This is a genomic window from uncultured Paraglaciecola sp., assembly GCF_913058035.1.
Classification (GTDB): domain Bacteria; phylum Pseudomonadota; class Gammaproteobacteria; order Enterobacterales; family Alteromonadaceae; genus Paraglaciecola.
This window is the reverse complement of record NZ_CAJXPA010000086.1, coordinates 1-18,398: the sequence shown is the minus strand read 5'-3', so window position 1 is coordinate 18,398 and position 18,398 is coordinate 1. Positions and strand designations below refer to the sequence as shown.

Here is an 18,398-nt window from a genome sequence, read left to right as displayed (position 1 = left end):
GCTTTAACGATGCCTGTTTAACGATCCTTTGTCGGTTATATGGCTATGAAGCATAAACCTGCTTTGTATCAATCATTACCAGCGATTAGTGCGGGACTGGATAACCACTGAGCAAAAAATGTTTGCCAGAACAAGTTTGGTGTCAATGTTGTGGATTGTGAACAAGTCATAGTTGTGTTTATTGATAGTTGTGTTTATTGATAGTTATGTTTATTAATAGTTATATTTATTGATAGCTGCGTTGGTATATATTAGCTAGGGTTGACTGGCATAAATCATCTAAAACAGGCATTTGAAGGTTTCCATCACTCAGTTCGCTTTAGTAAGACATGATAAAAAACGCATTAGGTGGTAGGCGTTTCCCGTAAAAGTGACCTAAAAAAAGGATTAATGTTGAATGGCTACTATTAGGCTTTCGTAAGCTCAATGTAAAGTACACGCCTGTGTGTGCAAGCTAACATATTTAGTTAACGGCTACATTTACACCGCATATGAATGACGTAATAGTGATGTTATGCCACTCCAAGGATTAGGTATGGGTCCAGTTAATACAGACCGGTAATATTGTTTGTTGAACCCTAATAGCAATCAAACATCTCGGAAAAAACTACGATGCCATATTAATGAGGTCAAACAACAACGTGTGGCACCAACTCTGTTCTACTTTATAGACACAGCAGCACAGAATAGTCTTAACCCAACTCTCATATCGCTGCGATGTTGTCGCTTGATACAACGTCAACCCAACATATTATTGGATAAGGTGTTCCAACAAGCACAACATGGGCTGCTGCGCTCTCGATACCAAGGAGATTTAGGCTGGGACCTCAACGTATCAATACAAGCAATATTAATAACCATGAGGGCGTATTTTTTTAATATACTCAAGAATGGGAAACAGTTCTGGCGCTGTTACATATCGAGGTGAACGCAGTTCCGTCACGTCTGAGCGAATGATGGCAGATGCAGTAACAACAATGACAACTCAGCTCGCCTCTATTTCCAAAAACTACACTGCCAAAGCTGTTTAAGATTAGTCATGACTGAGAAAAGTTGAGGTTAATTGAGTTCAGTAACATATAAATATTAGTTGAGGGGCATCAATGTTTACCATGCCCTTGGTATTGAATAATAGTTAAAGCTCTCCGCGCCTTGCCACTAGCTCTTCTTTGATTTTGTGCGCAGTTTCTTCATTTAGATCGTATTTCCACATTACAATAATAGCTAACGCTGCGGTGGTTGCAGGGATTACAATATCTGCTATCCGAAGATTGGTCATCGTTTCTACTGATTGCGAGGCTGCTGATGCATCAAAACCAACAACCTTGAGAACCACACCGCCCAATATCAGTGCTAGAGCTTGTCCGAGTTTGACCATTAACCAATATATAGCGGCAAAAGTGCCTTCTCTGCGCGGCATTCCATTCTTGAGCTCATCCATGTCACACACATCTGCGGTCATGCTTAACATCAGGGTAAACAATCCGCCAATACCAAAAGACATCAAAGGAATAGGCATAAATATAAGCCAAGGATTTTCAGGATTAAAGCCGTACCATTTTAGCCCATAACCAACGATCGAAATCATGGTTGAAATGATAAACGCATTGCGTTTACCCCATTTATTTGCCATCAAAGTTACAATAGGGATAACCAAAAAGGCAGTAACGAGAGCACTAACGGTGGCAAACCAACCAGGCCAAGAACCGGTTGCGCCATAATCACCGTTAAACATATGGAATACGATAATGAAAAAAGCAAATGATGCAACTAATTGAAAACCATTAAACACCAAAAAAGTCGCACCACATAATCTAACAAATGATGTATTTTTAAACGCTTGACCTATGCCTTTGAAAACGGCTTTGAGGTTGGTAAACATAGTCCTGAATGAAATTTCAGCTCTATTGTCGATATGAGAGCTATCAATGCCTTTGCAGAATAAACCAGGGACAATACCCAATACGATACAAGTGCCAGCTACATACAAAGATAACGTTCTAACGCCTTCAGCCTGAGTTTCAAACAAGTCTGGGTCAGCAATCAGTACCCAAAACCAAGGCACTATCATCCAAGCAATTTGGCCCATAACCTGTGAGAAAGCCATTAAACGCGTGCGCTCGTTATAATCAGAGGTCATTTCGTAACCCATTCCCACAAAAGGCGTCGCGTACATAGTATTACCTATAGTGAACGCCATAGAAAAAAGTAGGAAATACCAGAACGTATAATCTTGTGATGCTTCTGGGTTGAGTTGCCATAAAAAAGCAAAGAATATACCGCTCAAAATGGCACCCACAACTATATAGGGTCTCCTCCTACCCCACTTAGATTTAGTGTTATCGGTAATGAAGCCCATAATGGGATCGGTGATAGCATCAAAAATTCTCGGCAATCCTGCTAATAGACCTGCTAATAGTGGGTCTACACCAAATGCAGTAATCAAGAAAAAGGCAAAAATCCCTAAGGAAGCCGGAAGTAGATTAAGTACAAGAGTACCAGTTCCATAGGCCGCTTTTTGTCCAAATGGGACGCGATCTTTGTCGATAGTTTGATAATTGGACATATTATTTTTTGTTCAACCTTATTGAAATATTGTGTTTAAAATACGTTATCTTGTAAGCAACTGGCATCCTTTGCTTTTATTCTAAATCTAAGTTTATTGTCAATACAGCACATGTTATGTGTTAATTACTGATTATTTTTTGCTGACGTTAATTTTTTTAACAGCCAGCAACAGGCACAAAATGACTAGGCTTAACTGTAAAGATTATACTGCCAAGTATTAGCCAGTCGTAATTCCGACTAAATCATCTTATACGTCGTTACTTGGGATGGTAAATCACTAAAAACTGGTTAGCTTGCACATCGCTTAACTCGCTTGTCTGAGCCGCTAATCCCGGCCAAACGATAAGGACTTTTTCAATAACTTGATTTTCAGCAATACCAAAGTGTGCTTCAACCGGACTCTGAGAGACATAATTATTCCCCAGTTGTAACTCACGCATCTGTTGCTTGCCGTTTACTGTAATATAAATTTGAGCACCGACTGCCTGGGGATTTAGCCTAGTACCTTTAAGCTGAATATTGAGAAAATTATTACCATTTGCAAAACTGTTATTTCGAAATAAGCTGGGGGACTCGCCACTATTTGCAATCAACATGTCAAGGTCACCGTCTCGATCATAATCGTGACATACTAGACCTCGGCCCATAGCGGTATGTGTTATTCCTAACTCCACTCCCCTTTCGGTGAAAGTGCTGTCACCATTATTAATATATAACACTGCACGGTCATTATTAAAGCGCTCAAAAGAACGGTCTACTGATTGTTGTTCGGTCCATCCATCATAACCATTTACCGCAAAAAGATCCTGGAAACCATCATTGTTAAAGTCAGCAAAACAAGTTCCCCAGCCCCAATATGCTTGTCTCACACCTGCTGCATCAGTGACATTGGTATAATTACCCTGACCATCATTTTGATACATACGACTGCCATCTAACTGGCCAGTGTTAAAAGACTTTTCTACCGTGTCACCTATGGCTGACACATACCAGTCCAAATCACCATCATTGTCGTAATCAGCTACTGTGGCACCCATACCAGATCTATCGTTGATAGTGGGAGGGGTAAAATCAACATAACCTGCTCCTGCATTATTAACCAACACCTTACTGTAGCTATAGTCAGCACTAAGCAGAATATCTGGAAAACGGTCATTGTTAAAATCAGCAAACACAGGCGTAAAAGAATACTCGTACTTTAATTGTGGCTCATCACCGTCTTCCGCAGCAGTAAATGTACCAATGTCGACAATGTCACTCACATCGATAAAATTACCTGCGCCTTGATTCTGCCAAAGAAATTCCCACCGATCCTGTTTATTTATAGGATCCCAATGGGTAAAAAATAAATCAAGATCACCATCTAAGTCATGATCCCCGGCTGCTACCGACAAGGTAGATTTAGTTAAGTTTAAACCTGTGGACTCAGAAATATCCGTAAAGCTACCATCCCCATTATTGGCAAACACTTGCACAACAGAAGGTGGTTCCTGAATGCTCAATAAGTCTGGTAGCCCATCAAGATTAATATCCAGAAATGCCCCACCATGGCCTGCAGATAAGCTAGTGATACCTGCTTGTTGTGTGGTTTCAAAAAAACGTCCATCTGCTTGTAAACTAAAAAGCTTACCCAAATTATTACGTCCATGAGTCACATATATATCCATGCGACCATCTGAATTATAATCACTTACTGCTATGCCACCAGATACGCGAGCAGTAGACCCGTCTAGTGGAGATGTAGTTGTTTCATAACACAAGCCTGCATTAAAACTAACATCATTGAACACAGCGTTAGCATCAGTTTCTACAAGGTCACAACCAATATTAGGCCCTGTTAAAAATTGCGATGAGTCAATTGGAGAATAAGCTTCGACTTGCAGACTAATAATCTCTTCGACAATTAACCCATCAGTAGAGTTTGGTGAAGGTGAAGGTGAAGATGAATCTGAGCCACCACAAGCCGATATCAGTAAAAAAGGTAAAATTAACAAGGTTCTTATTGGCAATACTTTACTACTCACTTTATGAAGATTACTCATTAACATCTTTCCAAAATTTATAGAGCACTTGAACCATATTAAACAAACTGCTCTAGATAAAGAAACTAGTGGTGTCAAAATCAATTTTGGTTTCAACCTGATTTTTCACCTCGTACATCATACAAAAATAATACATTGAGAACTCGCCAATATTTATTGGTCAAAAAATGATTGAACAAATTCAAAGCTATCTGTGGCAATTTTCACACCAATTTTACGTGCCGGAATATCATCAGCTGGTGGATGGATACCTCCCCAAATACGCGACAAGCTACATTGATCAGAAGCATCTTGGTAAGTAGCCCATTGTAACGTCATGCTCACACTTGGGCCTTTTTCAAACACCAGAAAGTCATTAGCAATCACCTCAAATTCACTCATTCCACCAGGGAAATAGGCAGTTCCTGTAATAGATGTCATCAAATCTGCAGCGGCTCTAGAAAAAGTTGAATGACCTGATACATAACCAGCAAAAGGTGGGGTAACAAAACTCGGTCTCTGATAAGGCCACCACTCTTCAGCTAGGATCCACTCCACACCAGCCTGGTCTTCCAAAGGATCGCTCACATAACCTGGACCTTTCCAAGCATAAAGTTTAATTTTGCCAATGTGTTGTGGCTTATCGATGGCCAAAAGGTCAGTTTCTGTAACCAATTCAATAAATCCCTCTACCAAAGGCAAACCACTCACATGGTATGAGGGTAATGATGGGTCACTGCTTTGTCCTAAGTCAGCCATAGCACGAATAGCAGATACTGGTCGAATATAGTCATAACGGCCTTTTATTCCCCATACAGCCACAGCAGCATCATGCATGGTGCCCCCCATAGCAAAATAAGATTTAATATCCCACTCAAGCTTTGATAATGTATCACCTTCACCAGCCCAACGTTTTTCTAGCAATGGGTGATCACTGACAGAATTTAATATAACAAACCAGTGTCCAGGTGGGGTTTCTGACTCCGGTCCATCAGCCCAAAATTCGGCTAAAACTCGGGTGTAATCACCTCTCGGGACAATTTGTTCTGAGTAAGGTTGATTAGTGACTGGGTTAAGACCATAACCTGTACTAGGATCGCCACCCTCAAGTTGTTTATAAAATTCATTAAATTCTGTAAAAGAATTGGGAAACGAAGTGATGTTACCAATACTATTTGGCGAGATATCCCACATCACGCCATCATTTTGATCAAGATGCGACGACCAAATAGACACTAATGAAAAGCCCCATTTAAATTGCTCACTTATTGCTCCCTCAATCAATGGTGGCATACCGGGATCATGGTAAACCTGATAATCAAAGCCATCCCGTGTAAACGTGGTTTTATCGTTTTCTGACAAAGCAAAAGGAACAACTTGTCCCCATTCAGGGCTCAAAAAAGTAGGAGCTTCATCAAGACGGTTGCCGGCTTGATCTATAAAACCGTCAATCGAAAGTGGTTGCCAACGGTTCAAATCGACAATAGACGGGTTGCCTACTTCAGAATTACTGAGCACTAAGGCAGGATTCACAGGTTGATAACTGGTGTTAGAGTAAAATTTTGGCTCATTCGCACCATCTTGCAAACCAAATCTAATATAGCAGTCTGCAATATAATTACCTAAAGCTGGCGCTGAACCTTGTCCATAATCCAATGATTCGTCGTCAAAGTCGTAGCCTAAATCCTGCATTAAATCAGTGGCAGCAGCCATAATTTCAACTGAACCGGGAGAAAAAATAAATCGATGTTTAATCATTCTGTAGGCTGCAAAACTAATGGCTTGTTCTTGTACGGGCAGAATGTCCTCTGGCAATTGAATAACAGTTGAAGGACAAGAAAATCCAGCGACCTCATTGCCTAATAAAAAGCTTCGGGTTGATGGATTGTAAACCGACCATGCATCAAACATCGCAGAGGAAATATGAAATAAATTTCTGGCATGTATAGTGGGACGTGCAAAATCATTACGTATAGCGAGTAATAGCACTTCATTCCACATGCGAGCTACAGATTGACCTTCTCGCTCAGGCGTTAAAACAACTTGAGGTGGAACAACAACAACACTAGGTGTGGTGCCGGTATTAGCTCCTCCACCACATCCAGTTAAAATCAAACTAGTTAGAATTGTAACGCATAGTTTCTTAATCGTTCGTCTTAAATACATTTTATACTTAGCCATAATACCAACATCTAACTTGTTCTACTCACCAATAAAACCGTATGATCAGTTTTTTGGCGAGGTCGAACAAAATTTACTCTAGTCTATATAAACTCAACGAAAAATACACTTAACGATGAATACAAAAATAGAGTCATTTGGTTTAGGTTGATGACTAAGAACAATTCCATTAATTCTAAGTAACAAGGTGAGCTTTTCACACCTGAATAATATTTATTTCTTACTCAATCTGGTGAAAAACAAATCTAGCAAATAATTACCTGCTAGATTACTAAACCATATAAATTGACGATTTTTTAATGATCTAACCGTAAGTTTTCTGCATAACTTGTTTAGGTTTGCGGTCAACCTTAAACAATCCCCAGTGTTTCTCAGGTTCTTGTGGATCATCAGAACCTTTCCAAGGCTCATCGAATGCTTCAAATACAAACGTAAGAATACGCTCTTCTGTGGTCCATTCTAATAATTGTGCGTAGTAAGCTGTCTGTAATTCTTCTGAAGCATTCCATACATCAATACCGTGGCCATTTGACTGAGTCGTCCATCCAGCTTCAGTAATGACAATAGGTTTATCTGGATGACAGCCCAACACTTCACGATAATTTTTCTTAGTATATTCAAGAGCATTGTCAATATTTTGAAATTCCCATACTGGGTAGGTATGTATAGAAATAAAATCAAGCTCAGCGACCAATGGGGCAAGTTTGTTGGTCCATGGCACATAATTTTCACAAAACGTCACTGGCTGAGCAATATTACTTTTTATGCGTTGTACATATGTAACCAAGCTTTCGACTGGTACCATATGATCAGTCCATTCCACGCTGGCTTCATTACCCACAGATACAGAGAACACTGTTTTTGGATATTGGGCAGCCAAAGCAATAAGCTGCTCAATTTGTTCACTATTGTGTAATTTATTTTCAGCTAGTTTTTCGTCATTAAAATGAGCACCCCAAGGACAGTTTGGATTACTGACCTCAGCTGCCATATCTACACCTAACATAACATGAAAATTCAGATCTTCTTTTTCAATTACAGCAAGCACTGTCTCAGCGTGTCGACTGCAATCATATAAACGTAAAAAAGACCAATTATCAGCTAATAATAATAGGTCTTCTTTTACCTCTTCATAACTTGGAAAAATCCCTAAACGTGGATTTTGACCATCTCTGTAGCCAGAATAACAAACACTATTTCCATGTGTAAGCCCTGTCATTTTTTCGATTGCAGATTTACGTACTAAACTATTTCGCATATTTGTGGTTACCATCTTTATCTAAAATGCCCCAATATGCACCTACGTCACCTTCATCAGCGACCTTCCAGTCCTCGTCAAAAGATGAGAAATAGAACAAATCAATCCCTTCTTCTTGTGTCCAATGGTAGGAATCAACAAAATAACGAATAGCATTTTCGTATGATGGAATAGAGCCTCTCTCAGGGCTACCTTGATCTGGCCAACCAGTTTCACTGATAATGACTTTTTTGCCTGGGGCCACTTTCTGTGCTCTGTAATACATCTGTTTCATATAAACCAAAGCATGTTCTGCAGGATAACCTTCCCAAAAGGGGTAACAATTAGCAAAAATCACATCACAAGCATCTGTTACTTTTTGATTATCTTCAAATAAGAAGTATGCATCGACATAACCCACTGGTACGCCAGGTGCACCCTCTTTGGCACGATTAATATAGTCTATTAACTGTTCCTGAGACATTTCCTCACGCAATAACACTTCGTTACCCACAGCGAGTAAATCAGCATAACCGTCTTTAGCAATTTCAATAGCATTAGCAAGTTCTTTTTCATTATTCTCAATATCTGCTTCTAACCACACACCAACTAGTGTTTTCAGGCCATATTCTGCAGCAATTTTTGGAATTAATTCATTTCCCTCAGTACATGAAAAAGTTCTGACCCATTTCACATGAGGCGCTATAAGTCGCAAACGCTGATGAATTTGTTGTTCTGTAATCTGGGTCCCTGGACCTTGCCCTGTAATATATGGACTAAAAGACAAACCGTGAATTTTGTCAGCCAACAAATTACTCACTTCAGCTTGTAATTCTGCTACCGACAACTCACCTGCGTGCAGTAAATTAGCGCGATTTCTATAATAATTTCCAGACATATTGCTCTCTATTTCATTTACAACATACTGCGTATATTAATCACTTAGCAGTTGATTTGTGTTTAAAGTAATGTGAATTTTCTTGATAAAACCTGTTCGGTTAAACAAGGCATCAGTGTATTCGTCAGCTAACGTTAGTTCGTCGAACTTGATATGTTTTCCATCCGACGTGGTTAATACTAGAACCGGTTCCTCAGTGTTCAATTCATATACTATAGGAACTTGACACCAAGTGAACCCAATACCACTTTTTGGTATTATTGTTTCTTGCCAAACGTTATTAACATCAAGGTAACGAAATGGCGTTTCATCAGCAAGGAATTCACGACTACGAAGAAGTTTAGGTTTAAATTCAACCTTACCTTTCAAAACATGAATACCTAACTCACCAAACCGGCTCAAAATTTCTTCTTTAACCTGTCCTGTCATACCGGGTTGTTGTGCACCTGCATGTTTAGGAGTGTGAGAGTATGGATCACAAGGAAATGCACCGTATTCATCGGGTGATTTATTAAAACCAATTCCACCTCGTACTCGGTAATAAAGGGAGCCTAAACGTTGAATAAGCTCTGGATCAGCATCTGCTGCGACGGCGGCGTAAAAATTTTCCTTAAGAGCCAATAACAGCTTCGACACCATATGCCAATAGACACTGCCTAGTCCTTCAAAGCCAAACATACCTCCAGATCTTCCAGTAAATGACTTATGATTGAAAACTTTTTCATACACAGCTTCAATTTTAGAAATGGTTTTTTTATCTAGACTAGGATAATCAGAACCGAGCTTGTTGAGCTGCAGAATCAACTCACCGTTATTCTTTATATTAGGATTAAAACGATAACAGCCTTGCACGTCATGCATAACGATACGGTCATCAGCAGCGGCCAACATTTGCGCCAGTACTGGTACCTCATCAAATGAATCTTGAGTAATTACATTTTTAGCCAAAAACCGTGTTTGAATTCGATCTGGATATAACATAAAGGTTTTCTGGTCAGGTCGGTAAACATCACTGGCAAATAAAGCATCCAGTACATCAGCAGCTTGTTTGGGGTCAAGAGCCCCTGAACTGATGGCAGCTACTTGTCCCTCTAGCATAGGATAAAGATTTTCTACTGTCGCATTTTCACCATGTAAACCCAACAGGTTATATGATTGGTACAAACCATCATCACCGACGTTAGTCATGATGGTGTGGTCTATTACGATTAATGCTTTGCTGAGCAATAAACCGATCACTTCTACTGAGCAGTCTTCTTTGCGAGTAAAACTCTGAGTTTTATATACAGCTTGTCGATATTTCCAAGCAGCTTGACCTAGGTCTCTTAAAACGTCAAAACGTAAGGTGTCAGATACTGGCGAACCATTAAGTTGTGGACATAATTTTTGTAATACTTCAGCCGTTTCCTTTAACCACAGAGCCACTTCATAAGATAGTTCAGTAGTGTCAGTTTGATCTTTCATGAGATCTTGAAAAAAACATACATAACGTCTTAGATAATTAAGCGTTACCATAGACAAGCCTTGACCAACTAATGCATTGTTAGCATCGTTCCATTCTGGCCTCTGAGCATTTAACCAAATACCTCCATCAACAACCAAGTTGCCCAATTTACATAATAAAGGTACCAATAGTTTTTCTAGCAAATTAACCTGGTAAACATCACCGTTTTTATCCAGTATTAATTTACCATCAGCACCTATTTGTTCGACTTTTTCAGCAATTCGCTCAGCAGAAGCTTCATCATAAGTAACGGTGCTTTTTGCGTTAACTAGCATGTCGTCAAATGATTTGATCCGATATGGAACGTTGGCATAACTAAAAATAGATTTATTAAGAAGTTGAGCCAACAACTCGGGGTGAAATTGCTTAGACAACTCCAACATTTTGAGTAAATAGATGATTTGGTGGTCACCCCAATAGCCAATATAACTCCAAGGATCGTCTGGCTCTTCGACTTCCCAGTCAATACCACCTTTAGTAATGCGATATGGGTTATACCCGTCTATAGTTGATGCATTAACAAATTTAGCGATGACGCATTCTATAAATTCTGGATAACTAAAAGTCAGAGCTTCCCAGTTTTGAAAAATATCACGCCAGTTACCCTGGTACGACAATAAGCGGTGTCCAGCATCATCCTTTAATTTAATTTCGAATTGGTTCCACGGACGACTTGGGTCACCATGTCTTCGACCAAAAGTGATGGGTAAATATTCAGCAGCCAATCTTTCTAGCTGTTGGTCATTAATAGAACTAATAGCGCTAGAAAAGTCTTGTAACGAAATTTGCTCTGGTAATTGAGACAAACGTTTGACGTGCCTGTTGTACACATTGACATTAAAAGTTTGTAATGTAGCAATAAAATCTTTTGCAGATAAGGTGTATTGATTATCAAACACTCCACCTCTTAGATTATTGAACAACGTGTTGGCGTAGTGATGTACAACTACATTTTCTTCGTTGGTAAGTTGGAAACCATCGGATGCTGCCATAATGCGGGCAAGCGCATCTGAACCACAACTGATGCTGTCAAACAAAGCCGCCGACACTTTATTTTGATCAGATAAAGATTGAATTAGTGCACTAACTTGAGTCTGGTTTTGTTCAACATTAGCTATCAACTGCCATTTTTTGCTCTGTTTTGCAGCTAACACGAACTCAACATTAACAAGGTAAGCCCCTCGAACACCGCGTTTTTCGAGTTCTGTTGAAATGTCTGCATTTCGCCAAAACTTTTCAAGTTGTGCAGTACAAAGGAGAACCTTTGGAGAGTCAAAACCCAATGAAAATATTGTGTTAGCTTTTAATGATTCACTTGGCTCAGCACGGTCGGTTATACCCGAATAAAGCGTAAACATAGCCAGACCTGATGGTTGGTTTAATTCGCTCCACTTATAGGCATCTACCAAGTTACTGGAAACGGTTTGTGTAAAACGAGGGGTGCCAGCAGGCAATACATTTTGCAAGCCATCAATCAATTCTACTGAAATGTCTTCTTCGGATAGGTTTTGTAATTCGCACTGGCGACAAAAACCAAACTCATCACTAGTTGTCCAAGTGTAGCGAAACGCTAATGAGAGATCATGATTAATTTCTTCAAAACAAATTTTGTCACCTAATATATTTTTATACAAATTTTGGGTTATCTGGTATTGGTGATTAAAGTCCTTATTAAATGCATCCCATTTAAAGTCTTGACCATTTCTTTTGACTTTCAGCAGGGTTTTGCAGCCAGTGTTAGAGACATTTTCATGTATTACATCCACCGGAGCATAAGGAAATAAAGCCGTTTCTGGCGATACTCGACCAGCAGTTAATCCGCCGGTTGAGGAAACAAATAACCAATGATCGCTATCTGAAATTAAACTAACAAAAAATGGAGCCATGCTCTGTACATTACGGATAGCGTAAAAACGCTCTCCCTGCATATCGATAAATTGGCCTACAACATCACTTTTATTTGGGGCTGAAACTGGCATCGCCACACTCTCTTAAATTGATTTAATTACACGCTGGTAATTTTTGAGCCATAAGACAACCTACGCCATAAAATAGTAACTGATCCAAAACCACTTTAAATGGCTACCAGACTGGAGACTTTTTAGCTGGCGCAGAACAACGTATTTAAGCTTCATTGTCCGCAAAATTGGGAGAACACTAATCTATGTTTGACTTAACGCAATCTAAACAAGCTAAAAGGGACTGAACTTGCGACTAATCAGATTTACAAAAAATTAACAACTTAGGGCAACAAAAAACTAACAACTCAGCATTTTCAAGCTTGCCTAATACAATATTCTTGTTATGTTTGTTAAGACCTTAAACTTCATAAGTATTAAGTTCCCTAACTTTCGTCCGTTCCACCTTTCATCTGTACCGTTTTATCGCATTTGTTAGTGACGAGATTAACCTTTGTGTTACAAATTGATTATATCGTTTACATGGGTAGTAATTCTGTAATTGTAAACAGATGTTAATTTGTACAAAAGACTTGTCCAGCAAGCAATAAACGAGCGGATCGCACTTTTAAAAGATTATTATCGGAGATAACCATGGTAAAAAATAGCGTTAAAAGAATGACGCACATCCTTTCAGCTTCAATTGCAGTAGCTTTGACCTTGAGCCTAGCTGGTTGTGGTGGTGGCGCTGAAACTAATACGGACGTAGCAGCAGTAGATGTTTTGACATCAACTGATGATTGGAGGTTGGTGTGGAGTGATGAATTTGATGGCACCACTATAGACACTTCAAAATGGTCGCATGAAGTTAACTGTGAAGGTGGCGGTAACTTTGAACAACAATGCTACACCGACAGTTCTGAAAATTCTTTTGTTGCTGACGGCATGTTAAATATTGTCGCTAAACCAGCTGAGGCAGGAGCAGAAAAACCGTACACATCAGCACGTATGGTCACTAAAAATAAAGGCGACTGGACATACGGCCGTTTTGAAATGCGTGCCAAACTCCCGTTTGGACAAGGTACTTGGCCTGCATTCTGGATGCTATCTACCGATGAAGTCTATGGCAGTTGGCCGAAGTCTGGCGAAATAGACATCATGGAGGCAGTTAATTTAAAAGAAATTAACCCAGCCGGCGAAGTAGAAAATTCAACAGTTGGTCAGTTATATTATGGTACTGGAGGTGTTGATCAAAATGGTCAATTTACTAATTCAGGTACTCAATATGATAATATTGATGGTTCAAACCCTGCCGATGACTTTCATACCTATTCCGTAGAGTGGCAAGAAGGTGAAGTTCGTTGGTATGTAGACGGATATTTGTTCCAAACACAAATGATGTCAGAAGTAAGATTTAATAGTAAAGGTCAAGCAGTTGGACTTGTTCACAGAGGCTGGTTTGCCGAGTACTATAACATCATTTCAGGTAATCTTGAGACACAATGGGATGCCGCACCTTTCGACCAAGACTTTCATATTCTACTTAACTTAGCTGTTGGCGGTGCTTACGCGGGCAACGTTAATAATGCGGCTAACTTTACTGATGGTATTGACACTGCTGCATTTGAAAATGGTCAAACTTATGAAATTGATTACGTTAGAGTCTATGAGTGTGCTTCTAACCCATCAACAGGCGCAGGTTGTGAAACTATTCGAAATAATTATAAGGTTGAAGCATCAGAAGATGCCCCAACCGGTGCATTAGTTCTGGGTAAAGCGCCTACTCCTACTCCCCCAACCCCTGAGTTTGCTGTACCTATCACTATTTTTGATGATGCAGAAAATCCTCTCTGGGGATTTTTTGATTCTAGTGGCAACACCACTCCGGAAGTCGTTACAGATGATGCTGATCATGGCGCAGTAGCCGAGTTTAGAATCCTTGACAATGCAGGCGCTGTACTAGGTTTTAATAGTCGTGCTGAATTTTCTCCAGACGGTGTACCATTTAATGCTGCAGCAATGCTTACCACTGGTAGTCTGTCGTTTGAAATGAAAGTAGTCTCTCAGCCTTCAAGTTCGACGGTGTGGAAACTTAAAGTGGAAGGTGACAACAACACATCAGCAGCAGAAGTGGCTTTAAACACAAGCGACGAAGGTCTTGACCCAGCTGAAGGTGATTGGCAAACCTATACATTCAGTTTATCTGATTTATCTGATGCCGGCGTAGACATCAGTGCGATTGACGTCTTAATGGTATTCCCAGCTTGGCAGACAGGTGAAGGTGCAGTTTATCGTTTAGATAATGTGACTATTTCTGAACCTGATGGTGATTCTGGTCCTAGTTTATCTGCTTTTAACGGCGCTGAAAATCCTCTTTGGTCACTTTGGGATTCGAGTGGCAGCGGTGGATTTGCAGTAGTTGACGATCCAGAAGAAGGCGCGGTAGCCGAATTTAGTATTACCGGTAATGCTGGCACTGTATTAGGTTTTAATAGCAGAGCTGAAGTTTCACCAGACGGTGTGCCCTTCGATGCTTCATCTTTGCTGACCACTGGAACACTGTCATTCGATATGAAAGTTGTTACAGCGCCAGCCGATGGTACCCCTTGGATATTGAAATTAGAAGCGGGTGGTAACACTTCTAATTCAGGCGATATCGTATTAAACACTAGCCAAGAAGGCATTGACCCAGTCACGGGTGTATGGCAAACATATACTTTTGATCTAATCGCTCTCTCTGATGCTGGTCTAGACTTAAGTGCAATTGATCTCATTATGGTGTTCCCTGCTTGGGGTTCTGGTGACGGTGCAGTATATCGCATTAATAATGTGTCTATCTCTGGCCCTAGTGACGGTTCAACAGCACCTCGATTAGTTGCCTTTGAAGACGTCAATAATCCTCTTTGGTCACTATGGGACTCCAGTGGTAGCAATGGCTTTGATGTGGTTGACGATTCAGAAAAGGGTGCGGTTTCGGAATTTAGTATTACCGGTAATGCTGGCACTGTTTTAGGTTATAACAGCCGTGCTGAAGTTTCACCAGACGGTGTGCCCTTCGATGCTTCATCTTTGCTGACCACTGGAACACTGTCATTCGATATGAAAGTTGTTACAGCACCAGCTGATGGCACCCCATGGATATTGAAATTAGAGGCGGGTGGTAACACTTCTAATTCAGGCGATATCGTATTAAACACTAGCCAAGAAGGACTCGACCCAGTAACAGGCGTATGGCAAACATATACATTTAGCGTGCTTGCTTTATCTGATAGCGGCTTAGACATAAGTGAGATTGACCTCATCATGGTATTCCCAGCTTGGGGATCGGGTGACGGCGCAATATATCGCATTGATAATGTTGTTATTGGCAATTAAACCGTAGAGGCAAAAAGTGTGTTGTTTATTTATAAACAACACGTTTTTAAATCAATGTATCAATAAGAATTCGTAGTTTTTGGTCAGATATAGGTAGCATTAATTTACTACTGAAAGATAAATCTGAAACTAGTTGAAAACAAAAGTAGGGCAATTATGAAAGATATTACCTTCAATAAAACAAGACTAGCAGTAGCAGTTTCTATGCTGTTGGGTGCAGGTGCAGCACCAGCGTCATTTGCACAAGAAGCAGATACCACATCCAATGACGTTGAAGTTATTCAAGTAAAGGGAATTCGAGGCAGTTTAGCTCGTTCCATGGATATAAAACGCGAGGGCACAGGGGTTGTTGACGCCATTTCTGCCGAAGAAATGGGCAAGTTTCCTGATACTAACTTAGCCGAATCATTACAACGTATTACAGGTGTTACTGTAAGTCGTCAAAATGGTGAAGGCAGCCAAATTACTGTACGTGGTTTTGGTCCTGACTTTAACTTGATGACACTAAATGGTCGTCAAATGCCAGGAACGGGTAATAGTCGTTCTTACAACCTAGAAAACTTGTCTTCTGCCGGAGTGAGTGCTTTAGAAGTATACAAAACTGCTCGTGCTGAATATCCAAGTGGTGGTATTGGTGCAACAGTTAATATCGTTACTACTCAGCCACTAACTTCTCCTGGATTGAAATATTCAATTTCAGGCAAAGGAATATACGACACTTCTAATGTTGAAGGTGACGATGTAACCCCAGAGTTGGCAGCACTGTATAGTAATACTTTTGCTGACAATACTATTGGTTTGGCGATATCTTTGTCTCACCAAGGTCGTGATTTTCAGCAACAAAGCGCAAACATCCCTGGTTGGCAGGCCGACCAAGGATTAGGTGGAGCCACTGGCGACGATGCCATTGACTTACGCGGAACAGATGCAGAAGGTGAAAAGTTAGGACATACTTATTTTCCTAGACAAATATCCTACGATATTGCTGACGTACAGCGCACTAGGAACAATGGTCAAGTCACCTTACAGTATGCACCAACTGATGCTATGACGTTTAGTTTAGATTACACACGTACAGAAGCACAAACAGCGACTGAAGCTCGTGGTTTTGGTATTTGGTTTAACTGGGGTGGCAACATCACCAATTATCAGTTAGATGAAAATGGTACTGCCATTAACTTTACTGAAACGGCTAATGATTGGGCTCATTCTGTAGGTGCCAACACACTTATAGTTGAGGCCGAGTCTGTTGGTTTTAACTTTGATTGGCAATTAACTGACGATATCCATGTGGAATTTGATTACCATGATTCTTCGAATTCAACTGACACTGGTGGTGATAGAGGCACAGGTTATGCGAGCAGTATCATCGTTGCACCTAATAATATCGTTAACAAAACTTATGATTATTCAACAGGTGAAGTACCTAACTATGCTATTACCTGGCCAAATGGAGCAACTGAAGCAAGTCCAAATGACTTCGACCCACTTTTTGGCCAATTCAGTAAAAGTGAAGGTGAATCAACGGTTAAACAATTTCAGTTCCATAGTGAATGGGTCAACCCTGACGATGGATTCCTAGCTAACATTAAATTTGGTGTGGCGTCTACAGAACAAAGTATCGGTGGCTTTGGTACCGGCAGCGGTAACATTGGACCTAATGGGTACTTGGGTAATCAAGCTGTTTTTCCAGACAGTATGTTCACCCGTCAAGATACAGGTAATTTCCTAGATGCATTAGATGGTGGTGGCAGTGATTTAACCACTAATTATTATTACACCTTTGACACTGCAGAAACGATTGCCCGTATGGTGAACTTTTTTGACAGTGTACCTCTTGACCCCTTCGATACTGATTTATCCAGCACTAATTCCGGGCAAGTAACTGAAGAAACATCCAGCGTTTATTTACAAAGCGCTTTATATTTTGAAATCGCCGATATGCCTGTTGATATTAATCTTGGCATAAGATACGAGCAAACAGACGTTGTCAGTGATGTTTTACAAAGTGTTGAGGACATTATTGTTTGGTCTAACCCCACAGAGTGGCAGTTACGAAATGTACCTGGTGATAGACAAGACGTATCTTTTGCTGGTGAACATGATGTGACTTTACCTAGCATTGATATCAAAGTTTTAGTCACCGATGATATCGTGGCACGTATGTCCGTAGGTAAATCTATTACTCGAGCGCCACTAGGTAACTTAGTAGGCATTCGCAGTTTGACTGGCAGTCCTAAGCCGGGTAGCAGAAACGGTAGCCAAGGTAATACTAATCTACTACCTTTTGAATCATCAAACTTTGATGTATCTGTTGAATATTACTACGCAGACGCTAGTTATGTATCCTTGGGTTATTTTAGTAAAGATGTGAAAAACTTTATTACTAATACTACCACTGGCACAGAGGTGGATGGTCTAAGAGATCCCATTGCCGGTCCAAGAGCAGCGCAAGCAGTGTCTGACTTAATAGCGGCTTCTGGCGACCCAAGCTTTGTTCCTGCTGACGGTGATGTCTGGCAACAAATTATCGATAATGGTGGCGGTGAGTTTGACCCTATTACTGGAAATACTGTTGTTTTTCAAAACAGCGATGACCCGCTAATAGAATGGGACGTTAGTCAACCTACGAACGGAGTTACCCGAAATGTAGACGGTGTCGAGTTTGCTGTTCAGCACATGTTCGGCGAAAGTGGTTTTGGTAGTGGGTTGAACC

Annotated in this window: 8 protein-coding genes; 2 read left to right on the top strand and 6 right to left on the bottom strand. The window is 40.3% G+C overall.

Annotated elements, in window-relative coordinates; translation table 11 throughout:
- Window positions 1-1,135 precede the first annotated feature (1,135 nt).
- The 6 genes from QZ562_RS12285 to QZ562_RS12260 all read right to left on the bottom strand — a co-directional run bounded on the left by QZ562_RS12285 (window position 1,136) and on the right by QZ562_RS12260 (window position 12,388).
- Complete coding sequence (locus QZ562_RS12285) at window positions 1,136-2,566, bottom strand: MFS transporter (protein WP_293760364.1); 1,431 nt, start codon at window positions 2,564-2,566, stop codon at window positions 1,136-1,138.
- A 259-nt stretch (window positions 2,567-2,825) separates the two neighbouring features.
- Complete coding sequence (locus QZ562_RS12280; protein ID WP_293760362.1) at window positions 2,826-4,610, bottom strand: CRTAC1 family protein; 1,785 nt, start codon at window positions 4,608-4,610, stop codon at window positions 2,826-2,828.
- A gap of 153 nt (window positions 4,611-4,763) precedes the next feature.
- Window positions 4,764-6,770: a vanadium-dependent haloperoxidase gene (locus tag QZ562_RS12275; protein WP_293760359.1), complete on the bottom strand. Its 2,007-nt coding sequence runs from the start codon at window positions 6,768-6,770 to the stop codon at window positions 4,764-4,766.
- Window positions 6,771-7,074: 304 nt separating this feature from the next.
- A complete protein-coding gene (locus tag QZ562_RS12270; protein ID WP_293760356.1) occupies window positions 7,075-8,028 on the bottom strand; it encodes a glycosyl hydrolase family 17 protein in 954 nt (317 codons plus the stop codon).
- Entirely contained in the window at window positions 8,018-8,905 is an 888-nt protein-coding gene (locus QZ562_RS12265) for a glycosyl hydrolase family 17 protein (RefSeq protein ID WP_293760354.1), read from the bottom strand. The genes QZ562_RS12270 and QZ562_RS12265 overlap by 11 nt, the downstream gene beginning before the upstream one ends.
- A 36-nt stretch (window positions 8,906-8,941) precedes the next feature.
- Window positions 8,942-12,388 (bottom strand): hypothetical protein, encoded by a 3,447-nt coding sequence (locus tag QZ562_RS12260; RefSeq protein ID WP_293760352.1) that lies wholly within the window; start codon window positions 12,386-12,388, stop codon window positions 8,942-8,944.
- Between the two features lie 573 nt (window positions 12,389-12,961).
- Here QZ562_RS12260 and QZ562_RS12255 point away from each other — a divergent pair.
- Both QZ562_RS12255 and QZ562_RS12250 read left to right on the top strand, forming a co-directional pair.
- On the top strand, window positions 12,962-15,682 hold the full coding sequence (locus QZ562_RS12255; RefSeq protein WP_293760350.1) for a glycoside hydrolase family 16 protein: 2,721 nt from the start codon (window positions 12,962-12,964) through the stop codon (window positions 15,680-15,682).
- Between the two features lie 156 nt (window positions 15,683-15,838).
- Window positions 15,839-18,398 (top strand): TonB-dependent receptor (locus QZ562_RS12250; RefSeq protein ID WP_293760348.1); only part of this gene is annotated, 2,560 nt, incomplete at its 3' end.

Bases quoted from the DNA above. Each gene is read 5' to 3' on its own strand.
- QZ562_RS12285 (WP_293760364.1), bottom strand. From the start codon at position 2,566: ATGTCCAATTATCAAACTATCGACAAAGATCGCGTCCCATTTGGACAA.
- QZ562_RS12280 (WP_293760362.1), bottom strand. From the start codon at position 4,610: ATGAGTAATCTTCATAAAGTGAGTAGTAAAGTATTGCCAATAAGAACC.
- QZ562_RS12275 (WP_293760359.1), bottom strand. From the start codon at position 6,770: ATGGCTAAGTATAAAATGTATTTAAGACGAACGATTAAGAAACTATGC.
- QZ562_RS12270 (WP_293760356.1), bottom strand. From the start codon at position 8,028: ATGCGAAATAGTTTAGTACGTAAATCTGCAATCGAAAAAATGACAGGG.
- QZ562_RS12265 (WP_293760354.1), bottom strand. From the start codon at position 8,905: ATGTCTGGAAATTATTATAGAAATCGCGCTAATTTACTGCACGCAGGT.
- QZ562_RS12260 (WP_293760352.1), bottom strand. From the start codon at position 12,388: ATGCCAGTTTCAGCCCCAAATAAAAGTGATGTTGTAGGCCAATTTATC.
- QZ562_RS12255 (WP_293760350.1), top strand. From the start codon at position 12,962: ATGGTAAAAAATAGCGTTAAAAGAATGACGCACATCCTTTCAGCTTCA.